This window comes from Klebsiella sp. JN_Kp126 (assembly GCF_033843325.1).
In the GTDB taxonomy this organism is placed as follows: domain Bacteria; phylum Pseudomonadota; class Gammaproteobacteria; order Enterobacterales; family Enterobacteriaceae; genus Klebsiella; species Klebsiella michiganensis.
In genome coordinates, this window is sequence record NZ_JAWXQV010000084.1 from 1 (window position 1) to 17,299 (window position 17,299).

Below are 17,299 nucleotides of genomic sequence, written 5' to 3' on the forward strand. Positions count from 1 at the left end.
AGTTTTTTATTATAAATTAAATTATGTATTTCCCTCAAACCCAGAATAGTTAAATTCAATAATAAACGAAATAAAAATCAATATGTTGAGGCAGTGGCCTGCTACTTTCCCACTCCAGCAACCAGTCATGGAAGCTTTAGAAACAGAGTCCTCTCATGAGTTTGTGATGCCTTAAATCCATGGTGAGCATAGAAACCTTTGGCTTCTTCAGTAAGCGCATGAACCATTATCGCACGAACGCCAATGTTCTCAGCTACGCGATAACACCGTAGAACTGCATCGTGGAGTAAATCGGCACCAACCCCTTTTCCGTGCAATGAGACATCTACCGCCAGGCGAGCGAGTATAATCACCGGTATAGGATCTGGCATGTTACGCCGAAGACTGCCTGTAGCTTCCGTATGGTTAACGCTACCGGTGGCCAAAGAGTAAAAACCAGCTACTTTCTTCGTACCCTTCTTGCAAACAACGAACGTTCGGGCAGCGCCAAGAGCTTGATTTTTTAAACCTCTCTGTTTTAGCCATTCATCGAGGACTGTCTCTCCACTGACGAACTCAGCCAGCTGATGAGCGCTGGATAACGGCTCGGGCGCGGTTATACGTCCCACTGAGGTTTCCTTGCCAGTAGTTTATTAATGGCGGAATCATCCTCGACTGGTGCATCGAGCATATCGATGAACTCTGCATACTGTTCGTCGTTAAAATTGAAAACACGGCGATCAAGGATCACATTCTCCGCAGCCTTGCAGGCAATCTCTAGGATAAAGTCGGTTCGCGATTTATGAAGGATCTCTGCAGCGGCATCGATGAGTGCTCTCTGAGACTCTTTAGCTCTTAGGTTGAGTTGAACATCTGATTTCATACACACCTCTCCTGTATAGCAATTGGTATACAAGAATAACACAACACGAACGTATAGCAAATGCTACACATCTCAAAGTGTCGATAATGCGTTTTATGTTAAATATCAGAAACTTAGCGTCAAATTACAGCTATTCTTCTGCAATGGCCTGCTCACTATCACTGCCAGCACGGCTTCAGTCGGGATAGATGGATTCTTTTCTGGCATTAATGCCATAAAGACAAACACGTTTTTTTTCAGGCAAATGGATACCCATCAGGCGAAGAATAAAACCGCGCCACCCCCGGTTAACCTGACGGTTATAGTCATACAGGTCTGCATTTTCTTTTTTAAGCTTTGACCATTCATGCATGAGTGTTAGTGCATCGAGCTCGGCGATGTGCTTCACTTCATCACCGATACGTACTGTGTTAATGCCTCTTCCCGTCATGATGATCCCCTCCGGCAATATCAGTTTCAGATTAACGCTGTTGTGATGATGATTTAACTACACACTAAAGGCAATCTAACGTTTAATCATACCCCTGATAATAAAGAACATCATGGTTAATGAAAACACAATCAGAAGCCAGCCAAAGGGTTTGGCATCAAAAACAGTAGTGATGCAATCATTAGTACAGGTAACCACCTTCGGGGTGACAATAGAAATTCCCCATCCAAGAATAACTACCATAGTGCCTGCTACTGCGGCTAAGAAAAAAGTGGTGAAGAATGCGCATCCGACTACCAGTAACAATCCAATCAGTTCAAATATCATATTCATGATTGCGCTCCAGGTGAGATAACTGCGAACAGACTGATGCTGGCTGTATTATTTAACATATTTCCAGACGCCTGCAGGTATTTTATCATAAAACTTCCCCATTGCCATTTCCGCCAGCCGGTGATCCACTGCGGCATTAAAGTGCTCAAGTTCGTCATCCGTCAGGGAATATTTATTTTTTTCTATTATCCTTTCCAGAGTTTCCTGTGATGTACAGCGGCGTAGTCGTAAAATCCATTCCTGTTTCGTCATTAATTTATATCCTGAGGTGTCCCGGTAATATCATTCTGGAAGATGCTTTTCTTTCAGTCGGTTATGAGTGAACCATTTTGCATATGTAATGTAAACCACAAAAGTTAAGAGTGCGGACAGACTATATAGATACGGCGCGGCATGAACCCTGGAGATGACTGGGGAACAGGATTCTCAAACAACATAAGTTAATTGTAAGGTCGGCATGACCAAAAAAGACATTGTGTATGGACTCTTTCATTATTATTCATTTCGCTTATAAAAAAAACGCTCCCGGACGGGAGCGTAAGCCAGTGACTTCGGCGTCAAATGAGGGTCTGACAAGTGGAGCTGCGGGTTAATTCTGGGTGATCTGGCTGCGATGCTTTTCCGCCTGTTGCTGATGAATAACGGAAGACTGACCATTATTCGCCTTCTCATGCACAACAGCGGCTTTCTCATGCTCGCTCATTTCGGAAAATGGCTTAGCAGTTTTTTGGGTGTTCTCAGGTTTGGCTTTCATCATTTTTTTATGCATTTCAGCCATGTCCTGATGGGCGGCAGTATTGCCGTTTTGCATCATTTCATGGGACATTGCGGCCTGATCGTGACCGCTCATATCCATCATTTTCATGCTCTCCCCCTGAACTGCACTTTTTTCAGCGGATGATTGCATCTGATGGGCAGGCGCCTGGGCATTATTTACCTGGTCATGCATGTTCATTGTCTCTGCAGCCCAGGCAGATGAAGCGACAGCCATCATGGCAATAAAGGATACAAGGATCTTTTTCATGGTTGGGTCTCCGGTGTTTTCATACCCGAACAATCAATGCTTATAACAGAGAAAGCATTTGATCTCAGGGCTGGTTGATCATCACGCCAGGAACCGGGCGATTGAATTATCACGCTGTCCTGATTTATGACTGATTATAAAAAACCGCCTCTGTTTATCACGTGACTGAATGATGACATTTTTGTCACCTTCCGGTTTTCTCCTGAATAACGTTATTAATCCATTAACAGACGCACACTGAACACAATTTCCCGCCCCTGCTGTTCTGCTGACAGCTCGCCGCCGTGAGCATGAATGATCGACCTTGTAATTGATAATCCCAGCCCCGCGCCTTCCGTGTTGTGGACCCTTGATGAGTCTGCGCGATAGAACCGGTCAAACAAACGTTCCAGATTAGCGGGAACCTGGCCGGACATCGTATTCGTAATCATCACGTTCACACAGTCACTGTCACGCTCAAGGTGTATCGCTGTACAGGTGTTATCGGGAGAATACTTGATTGCATTGGAAAGCAGGTTACTGAAAGCACGTCGCAGCATATCGCTGTCTCCGGCAACAACGCCCTCTCCTTCAACCGTGATTGTCTTTCCTGTTTCGTCTGCCAGAGGCTCGAACAGCTCACGTAATTCATTCAGTTCGGCTGCCAGATCCACATCATGTTTATCCAGCTGCAGCAGACCATGCTCTGAACGTGCCAGAAAGAGCATGTCACTGGTCATTCGTGACAACCTTTTCAGTTCTTCCAGATTAGCGAATAAAATTTCGCGGTAATGCGAAACATCCCTTTCCTTAGCCAGTGCAAACTGCGTCTGCATCATCAGATTACTGACTGGTGTGCGCAGCTCATGCGCGATGTCAGACGAGAAATCTGACAGTTTCCGGAATGACCCCTCCAGGCGATCGAACATATTATTGAACTCCTGCATGGTCTCAGAGATTTCCGGCGGAGCCAGATCGGGATTAAGACGCTGATCCAGGCTGTGTACGGTCATGGAGGAAGCCAGACTGGTCATTTCCCGTAACGGTTTCAGACCAATACGTGTGGTCAGCCAGCCCAGAAAAACAGAAATAAAGACCAGACCGATATTGAACCAGAACAGCCAGGTACTGAGCTTATCCATAAACAGGGTGTGATACCCAGTATCCGTGGCAACCGTAATGATGAAATGTTTGCTTTTACCCTGTTCCGGCGTCACGGCAACCCGCCGCGAGATACTGCGGTACACGGTGTTATTTTCTTCCGTCTGGATCATATAGTCGAGAATATCACCCGACTTATTAAGCAGGACCGCTGGAACAACAGAATTTTTGGCATAGAGTTCAACAATTTTTTCATTTTCCATGTTTTTTATAGAAATGAATAAACCATTGTGCCCTACCATCGCATCGTTTATTTTTTCTGATAATGACTTAATATCCGTTTTGTTCCGGAACGTCTCTGTTTTAAGAAACTCTTCGGTGAGCTGAAGTTTACCTGTCAGAAAATCGCGGTCCTGATTATCGAAATAGCCATTAAGGGTGCTAATCAGGATAAAACTTGATAACCACCATACCGTAAGCATCACTGCAGAAAAAATCAGGCTCAGGCGTGTGGTCAGGGAAATTTTGAACCTCACTCTTCTCTGATCTCCAGGACATATCCGGCACCGCGAACGGTATGGATCAGTTTTGGCTCAAAGTCATCATCAATTTTACTTCTCAGACGTCTCACGGCGACATCAATCACATTCGTATCACTGTCAAAATTCATGTTCCAGACCAGGGACGAGATAAGACTCCTGGGTAACACTTCTCCGGTGCGTTGCAGCAGCAACTCAAGCAGAACGTATTCTTTACCGGTGAGATGGATCTTCTTCCCCGAACGGATCACGGTCCGGCGCACCATATCAACGGTCAAATCGGCGATGGTGCAGACTGTTGCGGCCTGCGAGCGGGCGCGTCGCAGCAAGGTTCTTACACGTGCAACCAGCTCCGTAAAATCAAAGGGCTTAATCAGGTAGTCATCTGCGCCAAGCTCCAGTCCTTTCACTTTGTCCCGCACGTTGTCCTTTGCGGTTAAAAACAGGACCGGTTCTTCGTGCCCGGACTCCCTCAGTGCGCTGATGATTTGCCACCCGTCGAGGAAAGGCAGCATCACGTCCAGTATTATCAAATCATACTGTCCCTTCGACGCGGCCCCGAGACCATCGCGGCCATTATTAAAGAGATCGGCCTGATAGCCTTCCTCAACCAGTCCCTGCTGCAGGTAACGACCTGTTTTTTGTTCGTCTTCAACGATTAAAATACGCTGCATGGTCAACTCGCTGATATGAAAGTAAAAATCTCACGCATGAGCTTTGGCTGTCCCCTAGCTGACCTGAGACGGAGCAAGCATTCCGAGCCACGCTACGGCGCCCAGAATGATAATCGCAACAACGAATTCTGTCAGGATGCTGTTTCGCATCAGGGCAACGCTGCGATCATAATTCCCTTCCCTGACCATAACTTCAAGCCGGGGACCCAGGTGAAACCGGTTTGCTGCAGCCAGAAGAAGCATCAGAACAAACAGAGCCGTCTTGGCAAGCAATATCCTCCCCCAGGAACTGTTGAATAAGGGAGTTAAGTTACCCTCAGCAATATACAGATAGTTGACCAGCGCACTCAGGATCAGGGCTACAACAATCACCGTTCCTGCCGTGGCAAATTTTGCCAGGGAGTCAGATATCACAATGACGCTCTGTGCATTATGCTCGTTTCTGCGCATCAGCAGGATAGCAAATGCAACCAGAGCACCTGTCCAGGCACCTGCAGCGCCGAGATGGGTCAGATCGCTCAGTAAATGGAGATAGTAATGCAGACCGTCATGCATAACGGCGTGTCCTCCCCAGGCAAGTGTAGCCAGCGCCACGCCCCCACTCATCGTCATCAGCAGGCAGGACAATACTCTCTTATTAGTGTAAAGGAACAAAGCACCGAGTGTGGTAAACAGGGCACAGAGCCTGACAATCCAGCTAATACCCACATCAGTTTCTTCTATCACCATCTCGATAATATGGATGGATAATTCTCTGAGGTCAGTTACTCCACTCATGGCATTAGATACCAGGAGCATATTAATGCCAGTAAGAATGATGCCTGTAACAACAGCAAAGGTTATAAACGACCTTAAATTAGTCAGGTTATAGGTTTCATGTCTGACACCGCTTATTCCATATATCTGAAAAAATGGCAATCCAAATATTACCATCAAATCCAGATAAAGAAGAAAACGAATAACAATCATAATCAGGTCGTTCATAATATTACTTCACTGTAAAGGTGTAATTACCGGTAATAGGGTGCGTATCTGAAGAAACCGCGCGCCAGTCAACACGATAAGTGCCAGCGGGTAAAGGCTCTCGCGGAATAATGACCATCGATTTAGGGTCAGCGCCTGGCGCCACTTTTGCCGCGACCGGCATCGGAGAATGTGATGACATGCCTTTCATACCCGTCATCGTTAATTTTGCACCTGAGAATTTCACGGTCAGATTTTCCGAGAAATTAAGCTGAATCTTTTCCGGGGCCGCTACGGCTGAATCAGCCTGTGGCACAGAGCTTTTTAATTCCGGATGGGCCATAGCAGAGAAAGCAACGCCCATAACGAGGCCACCTGTAAGAATGGCTTTATTTAAAATCGACATTTTATTTACCTGTTTAGTTGAGTGTTTTATATCAGTGCGTTAAAACCAGATTCTGGCTCCCGCCAGGAATACTACCTGATGGTCTTTCTCACCTTCTCTTTTCGCCATATCGGATGTTTTCCCGTAAAGTTGATTCCAGGAAACGCCTATATAGGGTGCAAACTCACGGCGTATTTCATAGCGTAGCCGGAGCCCCAGCTCTGTGTCAGTCAGTCCCCTGCCGCGACCCCGCGATTCATCATCCTGACTGTAGAAATTCACCTCATAGGATGGCTGGAGTATGAGCCGGTTAGTCAGTAAAACGTCGTATTCTCCTCCCAGACGAAGGGCTGCTTTTCCGCCATTACTGACAAAACCCGTAATTTCAGACTCAAAATTATAGAGTGCCAGCCCCTGAAAACCGACAGCAGCCCAGGTCCGGGCAGAAGCAGGTCTGAAATCCTGCCTGACACCCGCAACCAAATCCCACCATGGGCCAACCGCATGTCCCCAGAGTAACTGCGCTTCAGCCGCCTCCGTTTCCCCATTGCTTCGTTCACCTTCACTCTTTAGCCAAATCCGATCTGTGTCGCCTCCAATCCAGCTGTTAACACTCCAGCTGAAATTGTTGGTGTTATCCGACCGTTGCCATTCCAGTTGATCCAGCAGAACCAGATAATTAATCGCACTGTCGTGAATCGCATGCCCCTGTAAATTGCCGAATGCAGCCTTCCGGTCGGCATCGGTAACAGGCGGAATTGGCGTTCTGCTCTCAGTTACAATGGGCTCCATTGACGTCATCTCAGTGAAATTCTCATCTGCTGGCATCTGCATGGCAGACATGTCGTGCCCGGCGTGGGGATCTGCAGAGACGGAGCCCGCCGCAATAGAAAGCTGTGAGGTAAACAAACCGGCGACCAGAACAGGTATGGCCTTCAAATTTCTCTTCATTCGCATCATTCCTCCACCCGGACTTCACGAAACATTCCCATTTCCATGTGATAGAGCAAATGGCAGTGATACGCCCAGCGGCCAAGCGCATCTGCTGTCACTCTGTAACTGCGTTTTGTACCAGGGGGAACATCTATTGTGTGTTTACGAACCATGAAATTACCGTTTTCATCTTCCAGATCGCTCCACATACCATGCAGGTGAATGGGGTGAGTCATCATGGTATCGTTGATCAGCGTGATCCTGAGCCGCTCACCGTATTTCAGCAGCACCGGTGCGGCATCTGAAAACTTGATTCCGTTAAATGACCAGGCAAACTTTTCCATGTGGCCGGTTAAATGCAGTTCTATGGTACGGCCAGGTTCACGTCCGTCAGGATCCTCAAAGCGGCTTTTCAAATCCGCGTACGTGAGAACCTTTCTTCCGTTATTTCGAAGACCAATACCCGGATCATTTAATTTCGGAGAGACGCTCATCGCCTGCATATCAACCAGTGGGTTATCCGTTTCTGACGCAGGATGACTTTGCATACCCGGCATTCCGGCCATCCGGGAATGATCCATACCGGCCATGCTGCTGTGATCCATGGGCGCGGAGGATGTCCCGCTATCCGGAAGGTCAGCACCGTCCATAGACATCATCTCTCCGCTGTTATCCATGCCTCCCATCTGGCTGTGGTCCATTCCTGCCATATCATGTCCCATTCCCCCCATACCCATATCTTCCATGGTCAACAGAGGACGGGGATCGAGGGGGGGAACGGCAGCACTTAACCCTTCTCTCGTGGCCAGTGTCCCTCGAGCGTAACCGGTCCTGTCCATGGATTGTGCGAAGATGGTATAGGCCTCACCCTGAGGCTCCACAATGACATCATAGGTTTCGGCAACGGCAATCCTGAATTCGTCAACGGTAACCGGGTTTACATACTGGCCATCTGCAGCCACGACCGTCATTTTCAGCCCGGGGATACGGATATCGAAATAGGTCATTGCCGAGCCGTTGATAAACCGTAAGCGTATCTTTTCACCGGGACGGAACAGTCCGGTCCAGTTTTTCAGCGGGGCCTGCCCGTTCATGAGATAGGTGTAGGTGTAGCCACTGACATCCGCGAGGTCAGTCGGATTCATTTTCATTTCAGCCCACATTTTCCGATCGGCAATGGTGGCTGACAGCCCCCTGGTATTCACGTCGCGGAAAAAAGAGCCAACGGTTGGTTTATTGAAATTGTAGTAATCCGACTGTTTTTTTAATTTTTTCAGCAGGCTGTGAGGATTTTCATCGGTCCAGTCAGACAACATGACCACATGCTCACGATCGTAAGCAAACGGTTCTGGCTCCCTGGCATCGATGATAATGGCACCGTATACCCCCTCCTGTTCCTGCAGACCGGAATGGCTGTGGTACCAGTAAGTCCCGTTCTGCTTAACCTTAAAGGTGTAAACGTAGGTATCATCAGGCTCTATGCCCATAAAACTCAGCCCCGGAACACCATCCATATTGGCCGGAAGAATAATGCCGTGCCAGTGAATGGACGTCTGTTCATTAAGACGGTTTTTGACCTTCAGGGTAATGGTGTCACCTTCTTTCCAGCGAAGAACGGGCCCCGGCAGGCCTCCATTGATTGTTTTGGCCTGACGCTCACTGCCCGTGATATTGACGGCCGTTTCACCAATGGTCAGGTCAAACTGAGTACCCTGCAGGGATGCGGCAACTGGCAGGCTCAGACTGGAACGCGCATTGAAACTCCATACGCCAAGACTTCCGGCTACGCCAGAGAGGGTTAACCCCTTCAGGAAAGTTCGTCGAGACGTTTTCAACAGCATGCGCATTCCCTTATTTAAAGTATGGTTACTGACAGAATTCGAGAACCGATTTAAATTAAATTACTGGTTCATCCACTTACAATGAAATGAATCTAGCACACCTTAAGAAACAAATTCATTACAATCGTGTAATGTACGTGGCTGTATTACATTTACGTCATCTTCCCCACAGGTTGATTTTTTTATATATGATCATAAGGACATCTTTTATGTACCTCAGAAGGTAATTACACATGAATATATTAATCACGACCACTGCGTTTACAGCTTTATTTTGTGGGGCAGCTTTTGCTCAGTCCAGTGATATTGCCCATGAAGCACATCGATTTGTTAATAATGCCTCAGCCGTCAGTCATGTGAACTCCTCGACGCATGAAAACTTACCGGACAGGGTTAATAAAAACAACACGCCCTCATTCTCTGAAATGAATGAACATGAAAGGGCCATTGTTGCTCATTCATTTATGAACAACAGCGCGTCCTATGCGCATCAGAAAATGATTGAGGAACATAAAAAAATGCTGTCCGGCAGTGATGCAAATTCAAAGACCTCGTCTTCTTCTTTTAACGAACTGAATGCCGGAGAAAAAGCCGCTCTCGTGCATGAGCAGGTCAATAATGCCGGTGCGGAAGCACATCAGACGCAGGCAAGAAAGCTTCGCGGGCTGTATTCGACCAGGTAACTGCAGGCGGGTTAGAGCTTAGCGTCAGGTGCGCAGCAGGGCTTTACTGACGGGTTACGTAGCAGGACATGAGCCCCATATTGCTCTGCCGTAACCTGTTTCAGTCCCGTTAATCATCACCGTCGGGCTGGTCATACAGTTCCCAGAGCTTCAGGAGCAAACGGGAAACAAGATATGTTACAAAAATGACGACCATCAACGGTGCTCCCGATTAACTGACAGATGACACGCCTCCTGAAAACCCCTAGCATACGCCGCAGTGTTCATGCTAACGGCGAATTCCAGTAAATGTATTCTACCGATGTCGTAAAAGAAAATGCCTACCTTTCAGCCACCCGCTCGGGGCTGGAATCGAACGAGATCGCTACTCTTCAGCGCTCCTTGCCTTCCCGGTTTAATCTGCGGCATTTGAAAAAAAATGAATCATTAAAACTCGTACTGCAAAAGAAAGCGGGAAAATCACGTGTCGTGGCCTATAAATTTACGTCCGGTTCATTTAATTACACGGCGTATCGTATATCAGATAAAAAGTTCTATAACCTTTCCGATACTTCCGGGAAAGGCAGTCTCGATTATCCGTTACCGGCCACAGCAAGACTCAGTTCGCCTTTCAATCCTGCAAGACTTAACCCGGTATCGGGAAAAGTGAGTCCCCATAATGGCATTGATTATTCCATGCCCATGAACACGAAAATAGTCAGCGTCATCGACGGAAAAATCACCCGGGCCGAATACAACAGCACCATGGGATATTTTGTTGAAGTAACAGGAAAAGCCGGTGTTAAAACTCGCTATCTCCACCTCAATAAAATACTCGTTACTAAAGGGGCCAGGGTTACCCGGGGAGACGCTATTGCGTTATCCGGTAACAGCGGACGTTCATCCGGTCCTCATCTGCATTACGAGCTGGTCATCAATAACAATCCTGTTAACTCACTGGCGTTCCGGGCAGCGGCACCCGCTGATAACAAACTTGAACAGCATGCCTTTGCGCATGCCAGAGACTACGAACGATACCTGGACTGATAACGGGGCCGCGACGCGGCCCCGTCTGCCGGATTAATTTTTTTTATCGTTTTCACTTCCTTGATGTTGATGATCTCCATGCCCTCCGTGGCCGTGGAAAAGATGCATTAGCGGGCAGACCAGCAATAACAGATATGGCCAGTAACCTGCCACATGTGACCAGTGTTCGCGCAGGAGGGCAAATGCCGCAATCGCGGCGACAGCAATAAGCGCATAGGTGGTACTTTTCATACCGGACTCCTTCTGTTAGTAACAGACCCTTCATTCAGGGTTATTTCCCGAGCCTGACACTTTTCAGACGCAACGCATTTGCAATGACGCTAACGGAGGAAAGGGCCATAGCCGCCGCCGCAATAACTGGCGACAGCAGTATTCCATACACAGGATAAAGCAGACCTGCAGCTACAGGCACCCCAAGAGCATTGTAGATAAACGCAAAAAACAGATTCTGCCGGATATTTTTCATGGTGATTTCTGACAGATGACGGGCCCTGTTGAGTATCATCAAATCGCCTTTGAGAAGGGTAACGCCAGCACTTTCTATTGCCACATCTGTACCCGTTCCCATGGCTATACCCACGTCAGCCGCTGCCAGCGCCGGGGCATCATTCACACCGTCTCCGGCCATCGCAACCACATGGCCAGACGCTTTCAGTCGGGTTATCACTGCTTTTTTGCCATCCGGCAGAATCCCGGCTTCAACCTCATCTATTCCCAGTTTCCGTGCGACTGCTTCAGCAGTAAGCTGGTTATCCCCGGTGAGCATAACAATGCGGATCCCCGCCTGACGCAAAGCTTTAAGCGCATCCGGCGTGGTTGCTTTCACGGGATCCGAGATAGCTATCAGGCCTGCAAGGTTCCCGTCTGTGGCCACATAGATAACGGTAGCGCCTTCCATCCGCAACGTATCCGCAACGGCCTTTTGATTATCAATAACGATACTGTTTTCCTGCATAGCCAGTTCATTACCAATAACAACCCGTTGACCTTCGACATCGCCTGAGACACCTTTCCCCGACGGGGCATTGAAATTACTGACGGCAGGTATCACGATCCCCTTTTCATGCGCGGCTCTGACAACAGCCATACCCAACGGATGCTGCGAACCTTTTTCCACTGCAGCTGTTACACGTAAAAGAGATATTTCCCCACCCGGACTGAGACTGATAATCCCTGTCACCGTAGGCGAACCTTCCGTGAGCGTGCCTGTTTTGTCGACAACCAGCGTGTCCACTTTTTCAAGACGCTCAAGGGCTTCGGCATTCTTGATTAACACCCCGGCCTGGGCGCCTTTGCCCACCCCCACCATTATCGACATCGGCGTGGCCAGTCCCAGCGCGCAGGGACAGGCAATAATCAGGACCGACACAGCCGCAATGAGACCGTGCGCCATCCTGGGCTCGGGCCCCCAGACAGACCAGATCAAGAAAGCAACAACCGCGATAAGTATCACCAGAGGAACAAACCAGCCTGAAACGCTGTCTGCCATTCTCTGGATGGGGGCACGCGAACGCTGTGCATCAGCGACCATCTGAACAATTCGTGAGAGCATCGTTTCATCACCGACTTTCTCTGCACGGATGATAAGACTACCTGTCTGATTAATCGTCCCCCCAATGACAGGGTCACCCTTCGTTTTGGTAACCGGCATAGACTCCCCGGTCACCATCGATTCATCAACGGTTGTTTTGCCTTCGATCACGATACCGTCGACCGGAATACTCTCTCCAGGTCTGATGCGGAGCTTATCGCCAGGCAGGACATCTTCCGCATTAATATCCGTTTCATGACCGTCATGATCCAGCCGTCTGGCGGTTTTGGGGGCAAGGTTCAGAAGCGCAGTAATGGCGCCTGAGGTTTGTTCCCGTGCCCGCAGCTCAAGAACCTGTCCCAGCAGAACAAGCACCGTAATAACTGCTGCGGCTTCAAAATAAACGGCCACCAGGCCATCCATGTTTCTGAACGATGCAGGAAACCAGGAGGGGAAGACGGTTGCAATGACGCTGTAAACCCAGGCTACGCCGGTCCCCATTGCAACAAGGGTAAACATATTCAGGGAGCGGTTACGTAACGACATTCCGGCCCGGGCGAAGAATGGCCAGCCACACCACAACACGACAGGGGAGGCCAGAAGCAACTGCAGCCATGTGTTGTACTGTGGCGGTACTGTATTCCTCAAGTCGGGAAACAGATGAGATCCCATTTCGAGTACCAGAACCGGAAACGCCAGCAACAACCCCAGCCAGAAGCGTCTTGTCATGTCGTGAAGTTCATCACTCGGCCCCGTGGATGCCGTAGCTACGAGCGGCTCCAGTGCCATTCCACAGACAGGACAGCTTCCGGGACCACTGCGGCGTATCTCCGGGTGCATCGGACATGTCCACACACCTTCAGAATTCTCTTTTTCCGCCTGGTTGTGAGGCTGTTTTATCTGATCAGGGCTGACTTCGTGATGATCGTGGTGATGGTGATGGGAATGTTCACTGGCATCTTCGGTAAGATAACGATCGGGATGGGCTTTAAATTTACTCTCACAGCTGGCGGAGCAGAAATAAAGTTGGTGGTCCTGGTATCGAATGCTGCTGTGCGCCCTGTCGGGCAGGATGGCCATCCCGCACACGGGATCTCTCACCTTATGCAATACGTGGCCCTCGTCCGGGGATAATGTCTGCTCAGAAGCAGTCTGGTTGTTGTGTTGCACTGCATTGTCATTTTTCACAGTAACTCTCCTTATGCATACCGAAGCATCTTCTGTCTTCAGGGTATGTCATGGATGCGATTACCACGAATATCGCCGGCACAGGAGTGCCTGCTACCGGCGTCCCGTTATCAGCCGTTCCGCTGACTATTCGATTCGCTGGAAGACTTTTTTACTTCCATCCGGTGAGAATGCGATAACATCGTAAGCCTCTTTTCGGGCTCCCATCTCCATTCCAGGACTTCCTGCTGGCATACCGGGGGTGGCGAGACCGTATATACCCGAACCAGACTGCATTGCCTTATGTATCGTTGTCGCAGGCACATGGCCTTCAATGATCAAATTACCGGCAACCGCGGTATGACAACTTCGTAGTCCTGCAGGAATAGCATGCTTTTCTTTCAGGGCTGACAGCGCCTGATCATTCATGACGTGAGTTCGTACTTCAAACCCGTCTTTTTCCATCGCTTTGCCCCACAGGGAACAACAGCCACAGTTTTCAGATTTGTACATATCAATCACTTTTTCACTCGCCATCGCGGGTAGTGAAAGGCCGAGAGCCAGCGCCATTAGAACCACTTTTTTCATACTCACCTCTGTATATTATCGATATAAACCCTGACGTCAGGGTGAATCAGTAAAGAAGGACACCCACAGGGGGTGCCCTTTCAGGTTCAGGACACGCTTTTTTTATGTCTGCGCAGCCAGATTAATTTGTAGGCGGCAGGAATAATGAACAGGGACAGCAGCGGAGCCGTGATCATCCCACCAATCATGGGTGCCGCGATACGGCTCATGACTTCTGAACCTGCACCGGTTCCCCAGAGTATTGGCAGCAGACCCGCAATGATCACCGCCACGGTCATGGCTTTCGGCCGGACACGCAGTACGGCACCATGATAGAGGGCTTCATCAAGGCCTTCCGGTGTGAACGTCTCTTTACGGGACAATTCCGGGTGCGCTTCAATGGCATGACGCAGATACATCAGCATGACCACGCCAAACTCTGCTGCCACCCCGGCCAGGGCGATAAACCCGGTTCCGGTCGCCACTGACATATGGAAGCCCTGCCAGTACAGGAACCATATCCCGCCAACCAGGGCAAACGGCAGGCTCATCAGAATAAGTAAGGCCTCATCAGCCCGGCGGAATGCCAGATATAACAGGATGAAGATGATCATCACCGTCATCGGTACCATCAGTTTTAATTTCTTATTGGCGTGCTCGAGTAATTCAAACTGTCCTGAGAATGCCACACTGGTCCCCGGTCTCAGTTTCACTTTCTCACTGATGGCCGTCTTAATATCGTTCACCACCGACACCATGTCCCTGCCGCGGGCATCAACATAAATCCAGCTGGCTGGCCGGGCATTTTCGGTTTTCAGCATGGTTGGTCCGGAAACGACCTTAATATCGGCAACATCGCCCAGCGTAATTTGCTGCTTCATTGGGGTCAGGATTGGCATCTCTCTCAACGCCTGCGGACTGTTACGGTAATCCTGCGGATAGCGAATGTTAATAGGGTACCGGGCCACGCCTTCAACCGTCTCACCCACCATAGCCCCACCGATTGCTGAAGAGACGAACAGCTGGACGTCGCCCACAGTCATCCCGTACCGGGAAGCTTTCTCCCGGTTGATATCGATATCGATGTAGCGCCCGCCCTCAAGTCGCTCAGCCAGGACAGACACCACGCCAGGCACGGTTTTGGCTACCGCCTCGATACTCTGCGCCGTCGCGTCGATATCGGACAGAACAGTCCCGGACACTTTGATACCTATCGGGCTTTTGATCCCGGTTGAGAGCATATCAATACGGTTACGGATAGGCGGCACCCAGAGGTTTGCCAGACCCGGTAAACGGACTGTCCTGTCGAGTTCATCAATAATCTTGTCAATTGTCATGCCGGGACGCCACTGATCCTCAGGTTTGAGCTGGATCGTGGTTTCCACCATTTCGAGCGGCGCGGAATCCGTTGCGGTCTCTGCTTTACCGGTCTTGCCAAATACAGAAGCCACTTCAGGAACGCTTTTGATTAACTTGTCTGTTGTCTGCAGGAGCGCTGCAGCTTCTGCCGGAGAGACGCCAGGCAAGGTCGACGGCATATACAGCAGATCGCCCTCGTTAATCTTCGGCAGAAATTCACCGCCCACCTGACTCAGTGGCCAGATAACCGTGAAAATGGACAAGGCCGCAACCAGCAGGGTTGTTTTTGGCCAGTGGAGGACCCGCAGCAGCAAAGGATGATACGCTTTGATCAGCACCCGGTTCAGGGGGTTACTTGTCTCGGCAGGAATTTTCCCCCGGATCCAGAATCCCATCAGAATAGGAATGACGATGATGGCCAGTGCGGCCGCTCCCGCCATGGAGTACGTTTTCGTGAATGCCAGCGGGCCAAACAGACGACCTTCCTGCCCTTCCAGGGTAAAGATAGGAATAAAGGACAGGGTGATGATCAGCAGGCTAATGAACAACGCGGGTCCCACTTCCACGGAGGCGTCGGTAATCACCTTCCAGCGGGTGGCGTTGTCAATCTGCTCACCCGGATGCTGATGATCCCACTCCTCAAGCCGTTTGTGCGCATTTTCAATCATCACAATGGCGGCATCCACCATCGCACCGACGGCAATCGCTATCCCTCCCAGCGACATGATATTGGCGTTCAGTCCCTGGAAGTGCATGACGATAAAGGCGATACACAGGCCAAGTGGCAGAGAAATAATCGCCACCAGGGCAGAACGGACATGCCAGAGGAACAGTGCGCAAACGACAGCAACAACGATAAACTCTTCAAGAAGCTTGTAACTGAGGTTATCAATCGCCCGGTCGATTAACTGGCTGCGATCGTAGGTGGTCACGATTTCAACGCCTTCCGGCAGGCTGGCCTTCAGCGTCTCCAGTTTATCCCTCACTGCCGTGATAACGTCGCGCGCATTTTTACCCGACCGCAGGATCACCACGCCGCCAGCGACTTCTCCCTGGCCGTTCAGCTCGGCAATACCACGCCTCATTTCGGGCCCGGTCTGCACGCGGGCAACATCCCGCAGATAAACCGGCACGCCGTTCTCACCTGTTTTCAGGACGATGTTATTAAAATCATCAATGCTCTGAAGATAACCGCTGGCACGGACCATATACTCCGCTTCGGCCATTTCAACGGATGAGCCACCGGCCTCCTGGTTAGACGATTCAAGTGCCTGTTTCACTTCGGGCAGGCTGATACCGTACTGGGACAGTTTTACCGGATTGACCTGAATCTGGTACTGTTTCACCACGCCGCCAACCGAAGCGACCTCAGCCACGTTCGGGATGGTTTTCAGCTCAAATTTCAGGAACCAGTCCTGCAGAGAGCGCAGTTCTGAAAGGTCGTGTTTTCCGTTGCGATCGACAAGGGCATATTCAAAAATCCAGCCCACACCCGTGGCATCAGGACCGATTTCAGAACTCACACCGGCAGGCAGTTTTCCCTGAACCTGATTCAGATATTCCAGCACGCGGGAACGGGCCCAGTACAGATCGGTGCCGTCTTCAAAAATGACATACACATACGAATCCCCGAACTGTGAAAAACCACGCACGGTTTTTGCGCCAGGTACGGACAGCATGGTGGTGGTAAGTGGATAGGTGACCTGGTTTTCTACAATCTGCGGGGCCTGGCCGGGATAGCTGGTTTTGATAATGACCTGTACATCTGACAGGTCAGGCAAGGCATCGACCGGCGTGTTAATAATCGTCCATGTACCCCAGATGCTGAGAAACAGGGCCCCCATCATGACCAGGAAACGGTTGGCGACAGAGCGCCGGATAATCCATTCAATCATCGTCGTC

The 17,299-nt window shown here is 49.7% G+C and carries 18 protein-coding genes; 2 read left to right on the forward strand and 16 right to left on the reverse strand.

Annotation, left to right across the window (positions count from 1 at the left end; all coding sequences use genetic code 11):
- Positions 1 to 125: 125 nt before the first annotated feature.
- The 12 genes from SIK97_RS20485 to pcoA form a co-directional block, all read right to left on the reverse strand.
- Positions 126 to 608 carry a GNAT family N-acetyltransferase gene (locus tag SIK97_RS20485; RefSeq protein ID WP_004098919.1) on the reverse strand — a complete coding sequence of 161 codons (483 nt, stop codon included), beginning with the start codon at positions 606 to 608 and terminating at the stop codon, positions 126 to 128.
- Entirely contained in the window at positions 596 to 862 is a 267-nt protein-coding gene (locus tag SIK97_RS20490; RefSeq protein WP_004098921.1) for a DUF1778 domain-containing protein, read from the reverse strand. Before SIK97_RS20490 ends, SIK97_RS20485 begins: the two co-directional genes overlap by 13 nt.
- Positions 863 to 1,037: 175 nt before the next feature.
- A complete protein-coding gene (locus tag SIK97_RS20495) occupies positions 1,038 to 1,292 on the reverse strand; it encodes a hypothetical protein (RefSeq protein WP_004118702.1) in 255 nt (84 codons plus the stop codon).
- Between the two features lie 75 nt (positions 1,293 to 1,367).
- Positions 1,368 to 1,625: a hypothetical protein gene (locus SIK97_RS20500; RefSeq protein ID WP_004098928.1), complete on the reverse strand. Its 258-nt coding sequence runs from the start codon at positions 1,623 to 1,625 to the stop codon at positions 1,368 to 1,370.
- A gap of 48 nt (positions 1,626 to 1,673) precedes the next feature.
- Positions 1,674 to 1,877: an HHA domain-containing protein gene (locus SIK97_RS20505; protein WP_004098931.1), complete on the reverse strand. Its 204-nt coding sequence runs from the start codon at positions 1,875 to 1,877 to the stop codon at positions 1,674 to 1,676.
- Positions 1,878 to 2,214: 337 nt separating this feature from the next.
- Positions 2,215 to 2,649, reverse strand: a complete 435-nt coding sequence (locus SIK97_RS20510; RefSeq protein ID WP_004098933.1) for a hypothetical protein — start codon at positions 2,647 to 2,649, stop codon at positions 2,215 to 2,217.
- Between the two features lie 215 nt (positions 2,650 to 2,864).
- Complete coding sequence (gene pcoS, locus SIK97_RS20515; RefSeq protein ID WP_004098935.1) at positions 2,865 to 4,265, reverse strand: copper resistance membrane spanning protein PcoS; 1,401 nt, start codon at positions 4,263 to 4,265, stop codon at positions 2,865 to 2,867.
- Positions 4,262 to 4,942 carry a copper response regulator transcription factor PcoR gene (pcoR, locus tag SIK97_RS20520; RefSeq protein ID WP_004098938.1) on the reverse strand — a complete coding sequence of 227 codons (681 nt, stop codon included), beginning with the start codon at positions 4,940 to 4,942 and terminating at the stop codon, positions 4,262 to 4,264. Before pcoR ends, pcoS begins: the two co-directional genes overlap by 4 nt.
- 54 nt (positions 4,943 to 4,996) lie before the next feature.
- Entirely contained in the window at positions 4,997 to 5,875 is an 879-nt protein-coding gene (pcoD, locus tag SIK97_RS20525; RefSeq protein WP_306440360.1) for a copper resistance inner membrane protein PcoD, read from the reverse strand.
- 55 nt (positions 5,876 to 5,930) lie between these two features.
- The gene (gene pcoC, locus SIK97_RS20530; protein WP_000025662.1) at positions 5,931 to 6,311 is read right to left on the reverse strand and encodes a copper resistance system metallochaperone PcoC; all 381 of its coding nucleotides are present in this window, start codon (positions 6,309 to 6,311) and stop codon (positions 5,931 to 5,933) included.
- 39 nt (positions 6,312 to 6,350) lie between these two features.
- Positions 6,351 to 7,241, reverse strand: coding sequence for a copper resistance outer membrane transporter PcoB (gene pcoB / locus SIK97_RS20535; RefSeq protein ID WP_001378118.1), 891 nt, complete (start codon positions 7,239 to 7,241; stop codon positions 6,351 to 6,353).
- A gap of 5 nt (positions 7,242 to 7,246) precedes the next feature.
- On the reverse strand, positions 7,247 to 9,064 hold the full coding sequence (gene pcoA / locus SIK97_RS20540) for a multicopper oxidase PcoA (protein WP_000925242.1): 1,818 nt from the start codon (positions 9,062 to 9,064) through the stop codon (positions 7,247 to 7,249).
- 233 nt (positions 9,065 to 9,297) lie between these two features.
- Between pcoA and SIK97_RS20545 the strand changes: the two genes are divergently transcribed.
- Entirely contained in the window at positions 9,298 to 9,747 is a 450-nt protein-coding gene (locus SIK97_RS20545; protein ID WP_001023257.1) for a copper resistance protein, read from the forward strand.
- A 288-nt stretch (positions 9,748 to 10,035) separates the two neighbouring features.
- On the forward strand, positions 10,036 to 10,773 hold the full coding sequence (locus SIK97_RS20550) for a peptidoglycan DD-metalloendopeptidase family protein (RefSeq protein ID WP_004118669.1): 738 nt from the start codon (positions 10,036 to 10,038) through the stop codon (positions 10,771 to 10,773).
- A 33-nt stretch (positions 10,774 to 10,806) separates the two neighbouring features.
- Here SIK97_RS20550 and SIK97_RS20555 read toward each other — a convergent pair whose 3' ends face one another.
- From SIK97_RS20555 to silA, 4 genes are all read right to left on the reverse strand, one after another.
- On the reverse strand, positions 10,807 to 11,004 hold the full coding sequence (locus SIK97_RS20555) for a DUF2933 domain-containing protein (protein ID WP_000843497.1): 198 nt from the start codon (positions 11,002 to 11,004) through the stop codon (positions 10,807 to 10,809).
- Between the two features lie 40 nt (positions 11,005 to 11,044).
- A complete protein-coding gene (silP, locus tag SIK97_RS20560; RefSeq protein WP_004098955.1) occupies positions 11,045 to 13,492 on the reverse strand; it encodes an Ag(+)-translocating P-type ATPase SilP in 2,448 nt (815 codons plus the stop codon).
- Positions 13,493 to 13,618: 126 nt separating this feature from the next.
- On the reverse strand, positions 13,619 to 14,059 hold the full coding sequence (locus tag SIK97_RS20565) for a DUF411 domain-containing protein (RefSeq protein WP_000758228.1): 441 nt from the start codon (positions 14,057 to 14,059) through the stop codon (positions 13,619 to 13,621).
- A gap of 86 nt (positions 14,060 to 14,145) precedes the next feature.
- Positions 14,146 to 17,292 (reverse strand): Cu(+)/Ag(+) efflux RND transporter permease subunit SilA, encoded by a 3,147-nt coding sequence (gene silA, locus SIK97_RS20570; protein ID WP_004098958.1) that lies wholly within the window; start codon positions 17,290 to 17,292, stop codon positions 14,146 to 14,148.
- Between the last annotated feature and the right edge of the window lie 7 nt (positions 17,293 to 17,299).

Coding starts and splice junctions, on each gene's coding strand:
- pcoB (WP_001378118.1), bottom strand. CDS start 7,241: ATGAAGAGAAATTTGAAGGCCATACCTGTTCTGGTCGCCGGTTTGTTT.
- SIK97_RS20565 (WP_000758228.1), bottom strand. CDS start 14,059: ATGAAAAAAGTGGTTCTAATGGCGCTGGCTCTCGGCCTTTCACTACCC.
- silA (WP_004098958.1), bottom strand. CDS start 17,292: ATGATTGAATGGATTATCCGGCGCTCTGTCGCCAACCGTTTCCTGGTC.
- SIK97_RS20495 (WP_004118702.1), bottom strand. CDS start 1,292: ATGACGGGAAGAGGCATTAACACAGTACGTATCGGTGATGAAGTGAAG.
- SIK97_RS20550 (WP_004118669.1), top strand. CDS start 10,036: ATGTATTCTACCGATGTCGTAAAAGAAAATGCCTACCTTTCAGCCACC.
- SIK97_RS20490 (WP_004098921.1), bottom strand. CDS start 862: ATGAAATCAGATGTTCAACTCAACCTAAGAGCTAAAGAGTCTCAGAGA.
- SIK97_RS20510 (WP_004098933.1), bottom strand. CDS start 2,649: ATGAAAAAGATCCTTGTATCCTTTATTGCCATGATGGCTGTCGCTTCA.
- SIK97_RS20500 (WP_004098928.1), bottom strand. CDS start 1,625: ATGAATATGATATTTGAACTGATTGGATTGTTACTGGTAGTCGGATGC.
- SIK97_RS20555 (WP_000843497.1), bottom strand. CDS start 11,004: ATGAAAAGTACCACCTATGCGCTTATTGCTGTCGCCGCGATTGCGGCA.
- pcoR (WP_004098938.1), bottom strand. CDS start 4,942: ATGCAGCGTATTTTAATCGTTGAAGACGAACAAAAAACAGGTCGTTAC.
- pcoD (WP_306440360.1), bottom strand. CDS start 5,875: ATGGTAATATTTGGATTGCCATTTTTTCAGATATATGGAATAAGCGGT.
- pcoC (WP_000025662.1), bottom strand. CDS start 6,311: ATGTCGATTTTAAATAAAGCCATTCTTACAGGTGGCCTCGTTATGGGC.
- SIK97_RS20505 (WP_004098931.1), bottom strand. CDS start 1,877: ATGACGAAACAGGAATGGATTTTACGACTACGCCGCTGTACATCACAG.
- SIK97_RS20545 (WP_001023257.1), top strand. CDS start 9,298: ATGAATATATTAATCACGACCACTGCGTTTACAGCTTTATTTTGTGGG.
- pcoA (WP_000925242.1), bottom strand. CDS start 9,064: ATGCTGTTGAAAACGTCTCGACGAACTTTCCTGAAGGGGTTAACCCTC.